The sequence below is a fragment of the Nocardioides sp. NPDC057767 genome, assembly GCF_042798275.1.
GTDB lineage: Bacteria > Actinomycetota > Actinomycetes > Propionibacteriales > Nocardioidaceae > Nocardioides.
The window spans coordinates 1-14476 of record NZ_JBHVKJ010000036.1 but is presented as its reverse complement, the minus strand read 5'-3'; the positions used below and the strand labels follow the sequence as shown (position 1 = coordinate 14476).

The window sequence follows — 14476 nt, the reverse complement described above, 5'->3', positions numbered from 1 at the left end:
ACGGGCTCCTGCGCCCGCTCCATCCGTACGACCTCGAGGAGGGCTCCACGCCAATGGCGGCCGGCTCCAAGGACTCATTCGTCCACCTGCACGTCCACACCGAATACTCGATGCTGGATGGTGCCTCGCTCCTCGACGGTCTGTTCAAGCGGACCAGCGAGCTCGAGATGCCGGCGATCGCGATGACCGACCACGGCAACATGCACGGGGCCTACGACTTCTGGAAGAAGGCGCGGGCCCACGACGTCAAGCCGATCATCGGCATCGAGGCCTACATCACCCCCAACACCCCGCGCTCGGAGCGCAAGCGGGTGCGGTGGGGCAAGGGCGACGCGGCCCAGGAGGGCGGCGACGACGTCTCGGGCGGTGGCGCCTACACCCACATGACGATGTGGGCGGAGAACACCGAGGGGATGCACAACCTCTTCCGGCTCTCCAGCCGGTCCAGCCTGGAGGGCTACTACTTCAAGCCCCGGATGGACAAGGAGATCCTCGCCGAGCACTCCAAGGGGATCATCGTCTCCACCGGCTGCCCCTCGGGCGCGATCCAGACCCGGCTGCGGCTGGGTCAGTGGGAGGAGGCGCTCAAGGAGGCCGGCGAGCTGCAGGACATCTTCGGCAAGGACAACGTCTTCCTGGAGCTGATGGACCACGGCATCTCCATCGAGAAGCGGGTCCGCGACGACCTGCTCAAGCTCGGCAAGACCATGGGCATCCGCCCGGTCGCCACCAACGACTCCCACTACAACAACCCCGAGGACGCCGGCGCGCACGAGGCGCTGCTGTGCGTCCAGTCCGGCAGCCGGATGACCGAGCCGCCCTACTCCAAGGGCGGCAAGCGGTTCGCGTTCGAGGGCAGCGGCTACTACATCAAGACCGCCGCTGAGATGCGCGAGCTGTGGGGGCAGCAGGACCTGATCGAGGCCTGTGACAACACCCTGCTGATCGCCGAGCGCTGCGACGTCGAGTTCACCGAGTCCACCGGTGGCTACATGGCGCGCGCCGACATCCCCGAGGGCGAGACCGAGGAGTCCTGGCTGCGCAAGGAGACCTGGCGCGGCATCGAGATCCGCTATCCCGGGGAGAAGCTCACCCAGGAGGTCAAGGACCGCGTCGAGTTCGAGATCGACGTCATCCTGCAGAAGGGCTACCCGGGCTACTTCCTCGTGGTCGCCGACTTCATCCAGTGGTCGAAGAACAACGGCATCCGGATCGGACCGGGCCGTGGTTCGGGGGCGGGGTCGATCGTGGCGTACGCGTTGAAGATCACCGACCTCGACCCGCTCGAGCACGGACTCTTCTTCGAGCGGTTCCTCAACCCCGAGCGTCCCTCGATGCCCGACTTCGACATCGACTTCGACGACCACCGCCGCGGCGAGACGATCAAGTACGTCATGGAGAAGTACGGGGCGGAGAAGGTCGCCCAGATCGCCACCTTCGGACGGATCAAGGCCAAGCAGGCGATCAAGGACGCCGCCCGCATCCTCGACCACGGCTTCGCGATCGGCGACCGGATCACCAAGGCGCTGCCGCCCGACGTGATGGGCAAGGGGGTGCCGCTCAAGGAGCTGTTCAACCCCGACCACAAGCGCTACGGCGAGGGTGGCGACTTCCGCGCCCTGCACGACACCGATCCCGACGTCCGCAAGATCTACGAGACCGCGCTCGGTCTCGAGGGCCAGATCCGGCAGACCGGCATCCACGCGGCGGGCGTGATCATGGCCTCCGAGCCGATCATCGACATCGTCCCGCTGATGGAGCCCAAGCAGGACGGCCAGGTCGTCACCCAGTTCGAGTATCCGACCTGTGAGTCGCTCGGCCTGGTCAAGATGGACTTCCTGGGCCTCTCCAACCTCCACACCCTCGAGGACGCGCTCGCCAACATCCGGGCCAACCGCGACATCGACCTGGTGCTCGAGGAGGTCCCCTTCGACGACAAGCCGACCTATGAGCTGATGCAGCGCGGAGACACGCTCGGCGTCTTCCAGCTCGATGGTGGTGGCATGCGCGCCCTGCTGCGGTCGATGCTTCCCGACCGCTTCGCCGACATCACCGCGGTCTCCGCGCTCTACCGGCCCGGCCCGATGGGCGCGGACTCCCACAACAAGTACGCGCACCGCAAGAACGGCCGTGAGCCGATCGTGCCGATCCACCCCGAGCTCGAGGAGCCGCTCGCGGAGGTGCTGGGGGAGACGTACGGCCTGATCGTCTATCAGGAGCAGGTGATGTCGATCGCCCAGGTCCTGGCGGGGTTCTCGCTGGGACAGGCGGACAACCTGCGCCGCGCGATGGGCAAGAAGAAGAAGGCCGAGCTCGACAAGCAGTACGCCGGGTTCCAGGCCGGCATGCTCGAGCGCGGCTACTCCCAGAGCGCGATCGACACCATCTGGGAGATCCTGCTCCCGTTCTCCGACTACGCGTTCAACAAGTCGCACTCGGCTGCCTACGGCGTGGTCACCTACTGGACCGCCTACCTGAAGGCCAACTACCCGACCGAATACATGGCGGCGCTCTTGACCTCGGTCAAGAACGACAAGGACAAGATGGCGATCTACCTCAACGAGTGTCGCCGGATGAAGATCGCGGTGCTGCCGCCCGACGTCAACGAGTCCTCCCACGACTTCACCGCCGTCGGCAGCGACATCCGCTTCGGCCTGACCGCGGTCCGCAACGTCGGTGCCCAGGTGGTCGACGGGATCGTGGAGGCGCGCGCCAGCAAGGGCCGCTTCGAGGACTTCAACGACTTCCTCGCCAAGGTGCCCGACCGGGTCTGCAACAAGCGCGTGATCGAGTCGCTGATCAAGGCCGGTGCCTTCGACGACATGAAGCACCTGCGCCGCTCGCTGGTCGCGATCCACGAGACCGCGGTGGACCAGTACGTCGACATCAAGCGCAACGAGGCGATCGGCCAGGACTCCCTCTTCGGCGGTCTCGACGACGGCGACGGAGTCGAGTTCGGGGTCTCGGTGGCCATCCCGGAGATGGACGAGTGGGACAAGATGACCCTGCTCGGCCACGAGCGCGAGATGCTCGGCCTCTACGTCTCCGACCACCCGCTGATGGGCCTGGAGCACGTGCTCGCCAACGGCACCGACTGCACCATCGGCCAGTTGATGACCGACGAGTCGCGACCCCACAACTCCACCGTCACGGTCTCCGGTCTGGTCACCAACGTCAACCGGCGCATCACCAAGAAGGGCGACGCCTGGGCCACGGTGACGCTGGAGGACCTGGAGGGCTCGGTCGAGGTTCTGCTCTTCCCCTCGTCCTACCAGCTGGCGGCGCCGCACCTGGTCGAGGACTCGATCATCCGGGTCAAGGGCCAGCTCTCCCGCGACAAGGACCAGCCCGAGCTGCGCGGCCAGGAGGTCACCGTCCCCGACCTGACCGGTGGGCCGGGTGCGGCCGGGGGACCGGTGGTGATCACGCTGCCGTCGACGCGGTGCACGCCGCCGGTGATCGCCTCGCTGCGTGACGTACTGACCACCTACCCCGGCGTAGCCGAGGTCAGGCTACGGTTGATGACACGGGACGCGACCCGGGTCATGAAGCTCGATGACCGGCTGCGGGTTACACCGACTCCCGAGCTGTTCGCCGACCTCAAACACCTCCTCGGACCAGGATGCCTGACAATCTGATCGTGCCGCCGCCGCCCAGTCTCTACGTGACCGGCCGCCGCTCCGCCCGCCCCGACCTGTCCCGCCCGGTGCTGGTGCAGGTGGCGATCATCGTCGTCGCCTTCGTCGTCGGCGGTCTCGCCGCCGGTCTCGCCGCGGCGACGCTGTGGACCCCACCGACCGGGATGGTGCTCGAGGACAAGTGGTACCGCGGGCTCATCGCGATCGACCCGCCGACGATCGCGCAGAACATCGACCAGGGCGTCTTCGCGGCGACCGCCTGGTTCTCGGTCTGCGCGATCGTGCTCGGCCTGCTGGTCGGCATCGCGGCCGCGGTCTGGCTCAACCGCTCCGAGCTCGTCACCCTCGCCGCGGTGACGCTCGGGGGAGCGGTCGGTGGTGGCCTGATGCTGCTGGTCACCTCGCTGCTCTCACCCGAGGACCCCAACGGTCTCGCCAAGGGCGCCGCCGACGGCACCGTTCTCCAGGACAGCTTCCAGCTGGCCTCTCCGTGGCTGGTCCTGCTCGTCCCGGGCTCGGCGATGCTGGCGCTGATGGTGATCTTCCTGATGTGGGCGCCCCACGAGGACGCCGACCCGGAGGGCCTGCCCCGCTCCTGAGCGTCGAGCCGGCGCGTCATGACGAGCCGACTCGGCGGGTCATCTGGCGATCGGGGCTGTGGCAGCGCCGGTGATCTTGATCAGGTCCGTCGGGGCGAGCTCCAGATCGAGGCCTCGGCGGCCGCCGGAGACGTAGACGGTCTCGTACGTCGTGGCCGACTCGTCCACGACGGTCGGATGCGGACGCTTCTGGCCGACGGGTGAGATCCCGCCGGCGACGTAGCCGGTGGCGCGCTCGGCCGCGGAGACCTCGGCCATCTGCGCCTTGGAGCCACCCAGTGCCCGGGCCAGCGCCTTGAGGTCGAGCTGGCCGGTGACGGGGACGATGCCGACGACGAGCTTTCCGTCCAGTGAGGCCATCAGCGTCTTGAAGACCCGCGCGGGCTCGACGCCGAGGGCCTCGGCGGCCTCCAGGCCGTAGGACTCGGCGCGCGGGTCGTGCTCGTAGGGGTGGAGGGTGTAGTCGATGCCGGCCTGGGTGAGAGCGACGGTCGCCGGGGTGCCTCCAGCGGTCTTCTTCTTCGCCATCAGTTGGGCGACCACTTCGTGCGGGCGACCTCGGTGGCGGGCAACGACGGGATGACGTTCATCGCCCTGAGCTCGGCGCGGAGCAGGTCGGTGGCCATGCCCAGGCGCAGGGCGGCGTCGGGTGCCTCCAGCAGAGCCTGCCGGTCGGGCATCGGCAGGGGAGTGGTGGCCGAGATGGTCCAGGAGAGGAACTCCGGGTCCTTGGGGAGCGAGCCGGTGAACGGGTCCTCGCGGAACTCCAGCAGCGCGGCACGGTAGGCGGTGAAGGTCGCCCGGGCGGTGTCGACGACGCTGCCCGGGACGGTGACGTGGTCCTCGGGGAGCTCCTCGACGTCGGCGACGGGGAAGTCGCCCGAGCTGACCAGGCTGTCCATCCGGATCCGGTCGACGGCTAGCACCTCGAGGTCGAACGAGCCGTCCTTGTGCTGCTCCACCTCGGTGATCAGCAGCCTCACGCCGACGCGGTAGAGCGACTGGGCACCGGTCTCCCCGACCTCATAGCCCTCGCGGATCGCCACCGAGCCGAAGTGGCGCTCCTCCTCTTCCTGACGGAGGAGGTGGTGCACCATGGCGCGGTAGCGGTCCTCGAAGACCCGTAGCGGCAGTGTCACGCCGGGAAACAGGACCGCATTGAGCGGGAACATCGGGAGTCGCTCGTTCACGCCGCCACCTCCGTTGCGCGAGCGCCATGGTACGGAGGCGGCGGCGCGATGCTTGCATGGTTCACTCGCTGGCGCTCATTCACGGGACCAACCTATGGGGCTCGCGGGGGTGTGCGCCCGCGAACCCCACCCCGAGTGTCGGTCCGAGCCGTCAGTCCTCGTACGCCGCGCGGTCGATCTTGGTGTGGTAGCGCTGGCCCGTGGCGGCGCCGAGGAGCGCCCCGACGAGCATCACGACCAGGAGTACGACCCCGGCGATCAGCGCGCCCCAGCCGAGCTGGTCGGTGCTCACCCCCACGTTGGGCAGGTCGAGCCGCTGCATGATGTCGTAGTTGGAGCCGAACAGCGCGCCGGCGACGGCGGCGATGACCATCACCGCGATCGCGACGATCCACACACCGAGGCCCTGCCTGCGGGCGTCGAAGCGGGACATCCGGGCGGCCACGTACCCGCCGGCGTAGTAGCCGATGAACATCACCACGGCGAGCGTGATCGCGGCCGCGATCCCGATCGAGTCGGCCATCGACTCCAGGTCGGTCTGGGTCCAGTTCTGGTCGGTGCCGATCGCGGAGGCGACGGCGCTGATGATCGCTCCGAGAAGGACGGTCACGCCGACCGCGACCAACCAGCCGAAGAAGCAGGCGCCCCAGTTGATGCCGCCGTAGGTGTCGTGCAGGGCGGCACGACGGCTGTCCTCGGCGTGACGGTAGTGCTCGACGCCGGCTGCCTCGTAGCCCCTGCCGGGTCCGCCGTCGGTGCCCCGGTCGCGCACCTGGCTGACATCCTCGTTGGCCCGGTGCGGCGGCTCGACGTTGTCGTCGTGGCCGACGACCGCAGGGCCACCGGGGTAGGGATCACGAGTCTCGGCGTGGTTCACGTCGGTCTCGGGGTAGCTCTCGTCGGCATGCTTGTCGTGTCGGTGGAAAAGTCCAGGGCGTGCCATGGCGATCCTCCTTTGATGGGTCGGTTCTCCGGGTACCCCGATCGGCGCGCCGTATGCGCTTCCCGGCCGCGTCCACGTGGCGTCGGCAGATCGGCTCTGGGGCCCACCGACTCGTAGACTTGCGGCATGATCCGCCGCATCGACCTGAGGGGTGCCGACAGAGGCACCGTCGACTACCGCGCCGCCGTGCCGCGCGCCGAGTTCGACATCGAGGCGGCCACTCATGCGGTGCAGCCGATCATCGACGCCGTCCGCGAGCGCGGACAGGAGGCGATCGCCGAGTTCTCGGAGAGGTTCGACGGCGTACGCGTCGATGACATCCGGGTTCCGGCAGCCGCGCTGACCAAGGCCCTCGACGAGCTGGACCCCGAGATCCGCGCCGGGCTCGAGGAGTCGATCGCGCGCCTGCGGGCGACCTGCACCGCCGAGCTCGAGCAGGACGCGGTCACCGATCTGGCGCCCGGCGCCCGGGTCACCCACCGCAAGGTGCCGGTGGGACGCGTGGGTCTCTACGTGCCCGGCGGTCTGGCGCCGCTGGTCTCCTCGGTGCTGATGAACGTCGTGCCGGCGCAGGTCGCCGGGGTGCCCTCGATCGCGCTGGCCTCGCCGCCGCAGAAGGAGTTCGGCGGCCTGCCGCAGCCGACCATCCTGGCTGCGTGCGCGCTGCTCGGCGTGGACGAGGTCTATGCCGTGGGCGGCGCCCAGGCCATCGCGATGTTCGCCTACGGGGTCGACCCCTGCGAGCGCGTCGACATGGTCACCGGGCCCGGCAACATCTATGTCGTCACCGCGAAGCGCCTGCTCAAGGGCCAGGTCGGGATCGACTCCGAGGCAGGCCCGACCGAGATCGCGATCCTCGCCGACGACACCGCCGAGGCCGCCTACGTCGCCGCCGACCTGATCTCCCAGGCCGAGCACGACCCCCTCGCAGCCTCGGTGCTGGTCACCGACTCCGAGACGCTCGCCACCGACGTCGAGGCCGAGCTCGAGAAGCAGGTCGCCGCGACCAAGCACGTCGAGCGGATCCGTACGTCGCTGACCGGTGCGCAGTCGGGCATCGTGCTCGTCGACGACGTCGACCAGGGTGTCGACGTCGTGAACGCCTATGCCGCCGAGCACCTCGAGATCCACACCGCGGACGCCGCCGGGGTCGCCGGGCGGATCCGCAACGCCGGCGCCATCTTCGTCGGGTCCTACGCCCCGGTGTCGCTGGGCGACTACTGCGCCGGCTCCAACCACGTGCTGCCCACCGGCGGCTGCGCCTGCCACTCCTCGGGGCTCTCGGTGCGCGCCTTCACCAAGTCGATCCACGTCGTCGACTACTCCCGCGAGGGGCTGGCGGCGGTCAAGGACCACGTCGTCACGCTCGCCGAGGCCGAGGACCTGCCGGGCCACGGCGCCGCAGTGTCGGTGAGGTTCTCATGAGCTGGCCGCCGATCCGTGCCGAGCTCGCCGGGATCGAGCCCTACGGTGCGCCGCAGCTGGACGTCCCGGTCCAGCTCAACGTCAACGAGAACCCCTACCAGCCCTCCGCCGAGACGGTCGCCGACATCGCGGCGAGCGTCGGCGCTGCGGCGCGCAACCTCAACCGCTATCCCGACCGCGAGTTCGTCGCGCTGCGGGAGGGGCTGGCGGCGTACCTCCGGGCCGACGTGCCCAAGGCGCAGATCACGCCCGCGCAGGTCTGGGCGGCCAACGGGTCCAACGAGGTGATGCTGCAGCTGCTGCAGGCATTCGGTGGCCCGGGGCGCACCGCGATCAGCTTCGCGCCGACCTACTCGATGTATCCGGAGTACGCCCGCGACACCAACACCGAGTGGGTCGTCGGGCACCGCGAGACCGACTTCGCGATCGACCTGGAGAAGGCGCGGGCGCTGGTCGAGGAGACCCAGCCCCACGTCGTGCTGCTGCCGAGCCCCAACAACCCGACCGGCACCGCGTTGCCGCCGGAGGCGGTGACCGCGCTGTGCGAGGCGGTCGGTGACGGTGGGATCGTCGTGGTCGACGAGGCCTACGGCGAGTTCCGGCGGAGCGGGGTTCCCTCGGCGCTCGAGCTGCTCTCCGCCCACCGCAACCTGGTGGTCACCCGCACGATGTCGAAGGCTTTCGCCGGGGCGGGGCTGCGGCTCGGCTACCTGGCGGCCGACCCGGCGATCTGTGACGCGATCCGTGTCGTACGCCTGCCCTACCACCTCTCCGCGGTGACCCAGGCGGCGGCGAGCGCCGCGCTACGGCACGCGCCGGAGCTGCTGGGCTATGTCGCCTCGCTCCGCGCGGAGCGGGATTCGCTGGTCGAGTGGCTGCGCGGCGAGGGCCTGGAGGTGGCCGACTCGGACGCCAACTTCGTCCTCTTCGGGCGCTACGCCGATCGGCACGCCGTGTGGCAGGGGCTGCTCGACCACGGGGTGCTGATTCGCGAGACCGGGCCCGAGGGATGGCTGCGGGTCTCGGTCGGCACACCCCGCGAGATGAACGCATTCAGAAGAGCTTTGACCGATGTGAACGGAGCACGCGCATGAGTTCGGCAAGGACTGCCCGCATCGAGCGGGAGACCTCGGAGTCGAAGGTCGTCGTCGAGGTCGACCTCGACGGCACCGGACGGGTGGACGTGTCGACGGGAGTCGGTTTCTACGACCACATGCTGACCGCGTTCGGCCGCCACTCGCTGGTCGACCTGACCGTCCACTCCGAGGGCGACGTGCACATCGACGCCCACCACACCGTCGAGGACACCGCGATCGTGCTCGGCCAGGCACTGCGCCAGGCGCTCGGTGACAAGAAGGGCATCCGCCGCTACGGTGACGCGACCGTCCCGCTCGACGAGGCGCTGGTAAGGTGCGTCGTCGACGTCTCCGGGCGGCCATACTCGGTCCACACCGGTGAGCCGGAAGGGCAGCAGTACGTGCTGCTCGGCGGGTCCGGGGTTCCCTATCTCGGCTCCCTGACCCAGCACATCTTCGACTCCATCGCCCACCACGCCCACCTGACGATGCACGTCAACGTGCTCGCCGGCCGCGAGCCGCACCACATCGTGGAGACGCAGTTCAAGGCGTTCGCGCGGGCCTTCCGCGACGCGATCGCCTACGACCCGCGCGAGACCGGGATCCCGTCGACGAAGGGCGCCCTGTGAGCGAGCCTTCGGTGGTCGTGCTCGACTACGGCTCGGGCAACGTACGCTCCGCCGTGCGCGCCGTCGAACGTGCCGGTGCCTCGGTCGAGCTGACCGGTGACCTCGACGCCGCGATGGCGGCCGACGGGCTGCTGGTGCCCGGCGTGGGGGCCTTCGAGGCCTGCATGAAGGGCCTGCGGGCGATCCGCGGCGAGCGGATCATCGCCCGGCGGCTGGCCGGTGGGCGTCCCGTGATGGGCATCTGCGTCGGCATGCAGATCCTCTTCGAGACCGGCATCGAGCACGGTGTCGAGACCGAGGGGTGCGGCGAGTGGCCGGGCGTCGTCGAGCGCATCCAGGCGCCGATCGTGCCCCACATGGGCTGGAACACGCTCGATGTCCCCGCGGGCTCGTCGCTGTTCGCAGGCGTCGAGAAGGAGCGGTTCTACTTCGTCCACTCCTACGGCGTGCGCGACTGGACCCTCGTCACCAATGACCGCACCGTCGCCCCGCTGGTCACCTGGGCCGAGCACGGTGGTGACCGGTTCGTGGCGGCCGTCGAGAACGGGCCGCTGAGCGCCACCCAGTTCCACCCGGAGAAGTCCGGCGACGCCGGCGCCGCGGTGCTGCGCAACTGGGTGCAGTCCCTGAAGGCGGCGTAGGTGGCCCAGACCGGGGCCCGCGCGAAGGCCCGTGCCGAGCGCGAGCGGCTCGCTGCTGCCGCCGCCGAGTCCCGGGCCGCGCGGGAGGCCAAGGAGGCCGCGCGCCGGGCCCGGCGGAAACGGCTCCTGGGGTGGGTTCCGGCTCGCCGGTCCCGGCCGGCGAGTGCGCTCGCGGAGCGCCGACGGCGCAACGTACGGATCCTTGTCGCCGTCCTTCTGCTCCTCAACGCGATGGTCTATCTCGTCACCGAGGACATCGGCACCGTGGTCTTCGCGGCCATCGCGTCGGTGCTGGTCGCGCCGGTGGTCTACACACTGTTGTTCCGCCGCTGATCCGTCCCGGGCACGGCAGGATGGTCGTCGTGATCGACGACTTTGCCAAGGCCCATCTGCACGACAAGCTCTGTGGCGTCCGGGACGCGCTCGTGTGGAAGCTCGAGGGGCTCCCGGAGGATGACATCCGCCGCCCGATGACGCCCACCGGCACCAACCTGCTCGGCCTGGTCAAGCACAACGCCCTCTCGGATGCGCGCTACTTCGGCGAGGTCTTCGGCCGTACGCCGCCGCTCGATCTCCCGCCCTGGGACACCGCCGGGTGGTGGGACGCCACCCATCGGGCCACCGAGCACGAGAGCCGCGCCGACGTCCTCGACCTCTACGGGCTGGTCGGCGCGCACGTGGACGCCACGATCGCAGCGCTCCCGATAGACGCCCCCGGCGACGTACCGTGGTGGGAGGAGAAGGTGATGCTCTTCAACGTCATGGCCGCCCGCCTCTGTGACGCCACCCGTCACGCGGGCCACGCCGACATCCTCCGCGAGACCATCGACGGCTCCGTCGGTGTCAACCCCGAGAGAGCCTGAGTGCCCGCGTCAGGGGTGCACCGGTGGGCGATACCCGAGCGTGAGTACGTACGTCACGAGGCCCGGCGGGGCAGCCGTTATGCGTACGAGACTCTCGACCCGACCCGGACCGCGCTGCTCGTGGTCGATCTCGTTCCCTTCTTCTACGAAGCGAACGAGATCTGCAACGCGATCACCCCGAACGTACGTCTGTTGGCGGAAGCCCTTCGTGATGCCGGTGGCGCCGTGGCGTGGATCGTGCCGGGCGACCCCGGTCCGACGGCGTGGGCGCGAGAGTTCCTCGGTGAGGACGTCGCGCAGATGTTCCGGAGAAGCGGCGGGGCCGGGCCGGTCGAGAGGAGGCTCGGGCCAGGGCTGGAGGCACGTGATGGCGACCTGCTCGTCGAGAAGACCGCAACGAGCGCGCTCTTTCCGGGCAGCTCGACCTTGCACGACCAGCTTCGAGACCGCGGAATCGAGACCGTCCTCGTCACCGGCACTCTCACCGAGGTCTGCGTCGCCGGCACGGTGCGCGACGCTGCCACGCTGGGGTATCGCACGATCCTGGTCGCCGACGCCACCGCTGGTCGCAACGACGAGTCCCACAACGCGACGCTGACGACCATCTATCGCACCTTCGGAGACGTACGCAGCACCGAGGACGTTCTCGAACTCGTCGCCGCAGGCGTACCGTCGTGACATTCCTGAAGCCGTTTCAAGAGCAGGAGCACGGTGACATTCGACCCTCGCCACCGTCGCCGACGGCACGCGGCTGGCCTGGACCCACACCGGCTCGGTGAGCGGGGTGATGGGGCTGCTGCTCAGGTTCTACTCGATGGAGAAGGTGATCGCGCCCGACATGGAGAAGGGGCTGGCCAGCTCGCGGCCGTGGTTGCGTGGCCTGCGGACGCGAACTGATCGAATCCGGTTGTGCAAGCGGCCGGTCAGGTCCTACGTTGCCGGTCATGGCACCTCGGGGGTTCGGGATCTGCATCGACGCCAACGACCCTGAGCGAGTCGCGGGGTTCTGGGCGGCGGTGCTGGGTCGGGAGATCGAGGCCGGGGACGGCGAGATCAGATTGTCGCCACGGGCCGAGGAGGATCTCCGGATCCGGTTCCTGCCCACGGACACGCCCAAGACGTTGGCGAACCCGCACCATCTCCACCTGACCAGCCGGTTGCCCGAGGACCAGCAGCGGACGGTGGACCGGCTGATCGACCTCGGCGCCCGCCACCTCGATGTCGGGCAGTTGCCGGAGGAGGACCACATCGTGCTCGGTGACCCGGAGGGCAACGAGTTGTGCGTCATCCCGGCCGGTAACAACTGGCTGGCGGGGACCGGGTTCCTGGGCGAGGTGGCCGCGGACGGGTCGCGGGAGAACGGGACCTTCTGGAGCGCCGCGCTCGGCTGGCCGCTCGTCTGGGACCAGGACGGCGAGACCGCGGTCGCGACCCCATCTGGAACGGCCAAGGTCGCCTGGGGCGGGCCGCCGCCGGTGCCGCGCGGACCCCGGGACCGGTTCCGTTTCGACCTGATCGCGCCCGAGGAAACGGGTCCCGAGGACGAGATCCGTCGCCTCGTCGATCTCGGTGCGACCCTGGTCGACGAGACCGGCGGTGCGGGTCGATGGGCGAGGATGACCGACCCGGATGCGTACGAGTTCGAGGTGCTGGCGCCTCGCTGAGTCGGTATGTTCAGCAAGGTACGCAGCCGAAGCATCGCTTCCCATGAGGAGCTCCACGAGGGAAGTGACGGTTGGCCTGCATACCTTGCTGAACATACCGCCGTCTCGCAGCCGGACCGCGGGGCGCGGGTGGCGGCGTACAGAACATAGGATCGTCCCATGGGTGACTATCTCGAGCTCCTGCCGGCCGTCGATGTGAAGGGCGGGCAGGCGGTGCAGCTGGTCCAGGGCGTGGACGGGTCGGAGAAGCGGTTCGGCGATCCCTTCGAGGCCGCGATGAGGTGGCAGGAGACCGGCGCCGAGTGGATCCATCTGGTCGACCTCGACGCCGCGTTCGGTCACGGCAACAACCGCGAGATCCTCGCCGGGATCGTCGGCAAGCTCGACATCAAGGTCGAGATGAGCGGTGGCATCCGCGACGACGAGTCGCTCGAGGCCGCGATGGCGACCGGCTGCCGCCGGGTCAACATCGGCACCGCCGCGCTGGAGAACCCGGAGTGGACCCGGCGGGCGATCGCTACCTACGGTGACCGGGTCGCGGTGGGCCTGGACGTACGCGGCCGCACCCTCGCCGCGCGCGGCTGGACCAAGGAGGGCGGCGACCTCTACGAGACCCTTGCCCGACTGGACCAGGAGGGCTGCGCCCGTTACGTCGTCACCGACGTCAACAAGGACGGCATGCTCCAGGGTCCCAACCTCGACCTGCTCCGCACGGTCTGCGAGGCCACCGACCGGCCGGTCGTGGCGAGCGGAGGAGTGACCACGATCGACGACATCGAGGCGCTGATGGGCCTGGTGGAGATCGGCGTGGAGGGTGCGATCGCCGGCACGGCGCTCTACACCGGCTCCCTCGACCTCGCCGAGGCGCTCGACCTCACTCTCGGCCGGCAGCGCGGGGACCTGTCATGAGCGAGCGCCAGCGAGCGACCATGGGCCTCAGGCCGCCGCGTCCGTATTCTGGTGCTTGCGCTACGGAGGTGGCGGCATGAGCCTTGCCGTACGCGTCATCCCGTGCCTCGACGTCGACGCCGGTCGCGTCGTCAAGGGGATCAACTTCAAGGAGCTACGCGACGCCGGCGACCCGGTGGAGCTGGCGGCGACGTACGACAAGGAAGGCGCCGACGAGCTCACCTTCCTCGACATCTCCGCCTCCCACGAGGGGCGGGCGACGACGTTGGAGATCGTCACCCGCACCGCTGAGCAGGTCTTCATCCCGCTCACCGTCGGCGGTGGGATCCGCAGCGTCGACGACGTCGACCGGATGCTCCGCGCAGGGGCGGACAAGATCGCGGTCAACACCGCGGCGATCGTACGTCCCGAGCTGATCGCCGAGATCGCCGACCGCTTCGGCAACCAGGTCCTGGTGCTCTCCGTCGACGCCCGCCGGGCGCCGGGGACTGACTCCGGCTTCGAGGTCACCACCCACGGCGGCCGCAAGTCCGCCGGGATCGACGCGATCGAGTGGGCCGCGAAGGCGGTCGAGCTCGGCGCCGGCGAGATCCTGCTCAACGCGATGGACGCCGACGGCACCGAGGACGGCTTCGACATCGACCTGATCAAGGCAGTACGCAGCGAGGTGACCGTCCCGGTCATCGCCTCCGGCGGCGCGGGGAAGGCCGAGCACTTCCCGCCCGCGGTCGAGGCCGGCGCGGACGCCGTCCTGGCGGCCACCATCTTCCACTTCGGCAAGGTGCGGATCGGCGAGGTCAAGCAGGCGCTCTCCGGCGCCGGTGCGCCGGTTCGCTGACGGGTCGCACTCGTGAACCGTCCACAACTCGCTTACGCGGCTGCTTCACCCGGCACACGAC

General features: G+C 69.4%; 15 protein-coding genes. 12 read left to right on the top strand and 3 right to left on the bottom strand.

The window, feature by feature from the left end:
• Positions 1–53: 53 nt before the first annotated feature.
• Both dnaE and ACFVDI_RS18640 read left to right on the top strand, forming a co-directional pair.
• Entirely contained in the window at positions 54–3638 is a 3585-nt protein-coding gene (gene dnaE / locus ACFVDI_RS18645) for a DNA polymerase III subunit alpha (protein WP_378907883.1), read from the top strand.
• Positions 3623–4237, top strand: coding sequence for a hypothetical protein (locus tag ACFVDI_RS18640; RefSeq protein ID WP_378907881.1), 615 nt, complete (start codon positions 3623–3625; stop codon positions 4235–4237). The genes dnaE and ACFVDI_RS18640 overlap by 16 nt, the downstream gene beginning before the upstream one ends.
• A gap of 39 nt (positions 4238–4276) precedes the next feature.
• On the opposite strand, the gene ybaK is transcribed toward ACFVDI_RS18640, so the two are convergent.
• The 3 genes from ybaK to ACFVDI_RS18625 form a co-directional block, all read right to left on the bottom strand.
• Positions 4277–4765 (bottom strand): Cys-tRNA(Pro) deacylase, encoded by a 489-nt coding sequence (gene ybaK, locus ACFVDI_RS18635; RefSeq protein ID WP_378907878.1) that lies wholly within the window; start codon positions 4763–4765, stop codon positions 4277–4279.
• Positions 4765–5427 (bottom strand): LON peptidase substrate-binding domain-containing protein, encoded by a 663-nt coding sequence (locus ACFVDI_RS18630; protein ID WP_378907873.1) that lies wholly within the window; start codon positions 5425–5427, stop codon positions 4765–4767. The genes ybaK and ACFVDI_RS18630 overlap by 1 nt, the downstream gene beginning before the upstream one ends.
• A gap of 151 nt (positions 5428–5578) precedes the next feature.
• Positions 5579–6370, bottom strand: coding sequence for a hypothetical protein (locus ACFVDI_RS18625; protein WP_378907869.1), 792 nt, complete (start codon positions 6368–6370; stop codon positions 5579–5581).
• 126 nt (positions 6371–6496) lie between these two features.
• Between ACFVDI_RS18625 and hisD the strand changes: the two genes are divergently transcribed.
• The 10 genes from hisD (at position 6497) to hisF (ending at position 14415) form a co-directional block, all read left to right on the top strand.
• The gene (gene hisD / locus ACFVDI_RS18620; RefSeq protein WP_378907864.1) at positions 6497–7795 is read left to right on the top strand and encodes a histidinol dehydrogenase; all 1299 of its coding nucleotides are present in this window, start codon (positions 6497–6499) and stop codon (positions 7793–7795) included.
• A complete protein-coding gene (locus ACFVDI_RS18615; RefSeq protein WP_378907861.1) occupies positions 7792–8889 on the top strand; it encodes a histidinol-phosphate transaminase in 1098 nt (365 codons plus the stop codon). The genes hisD and ACFVDI_RS18615 overlap by 4 nt, the downstream gene beginning before the upstream one ends.
• A complete protein-coding gene (gene hisB, locus ACFVDI_RS18610) occupies positions 8886–9500 on the top strand; it encodes an imidazoleglycerol-phosphate dehydratase HisB (RefSeq protein WP_160024307.1) in 615 nt (204 codons plus the stop codon). The genes ACFVDI_RS18615 and hisB overlap by 4 nt, the downstream gene beginning before the upstream one ends.
• Positions 9497–10141, top strand: a complete 645-nt coding sequence (gene hisH / locus ACFVDI_RS18605) for an imidazole glycerol phosphate synthase subunit HisH (protein ID WP_378907855.1) — start codon at positions 9497–9499, stop codon at positions 10139–10141. The genes hisB and hisH overlap by 4 nt, the downstream gene beginning before the upstream one ends.
• The gene (locus tag ACFVDI_RS18600; protein ID WP_378907850.1) at positions 10142–10474 is read left to right on the top strand and encodes a hypothetical protein; all 333 of its coding nucleotides are present in this window, start codon (positions 10142–10144) and stop codon (positions 10472–10474) included.
• A 29-nt stretch (positions 10475–10503) separates the two neighbouring features.
• On the top strand, positions 10504–11004 hold the full coding sequence (locus ACFVDI_RS18595) for a DinB family protein (RefSeq protein ID WP_378907848.1): 501 nt from the start codon (positions 10504–10506) through the stop codon (positions 11002–11004).
• A complete protein-coding gene (locus ACFVDI_RS18590) occupies positions 11005–11682 on the top strand; it encodes an isochorismatase family protein (RefSeq protein WP_378907845.1) in 678 nt (225 codons plus the stop codon).
• A gap of 266 nt (positions 11683–11948) precedes the next feature.
• The gene (locus tag ACFVDI_RS18585) at positions 11949–12668 is read left to right on the top strand and encodes a VOC family protein (protein ID WP_378907842.1); all 720 of its coding nucleotides are present in this window, start codon (positions 11949–11951) and stop codon (positions 12666–12668) included.
• 159 nt (positions 12669–12827) lie between these two features.
• Positions 12828–13577, top strand: a complete 750-nt coding sequence (gene priA, locus ACFVDI_RS18580; protein ID WP_378907837.1) for a bifunctional 1-(5-phosphoribosyl)-5-((5-phosphoribosylamino)methylideneamino)imidazole-4-carboxamide isomerase/phosphoribosylanthranilate isomerase PriA — start codon at positions 12828–12830, stop codon at positions 13575–13577.
• Positions 13578–13653: 76 nt separating this feature from the next.
• A complete protein-coding gene (gene hisF / locus ACFVDI_RS18575) occupies positions 13654–14415 on the top strand; it encodes an imidazole glycerol phosphate synthase subunit HisF (RefSeq protein ID WP_378907833.1) in 762 nt (253 codons plus the stop codon).
• Positions 14416–14476 lie beyond the last annotated feature (61 nt).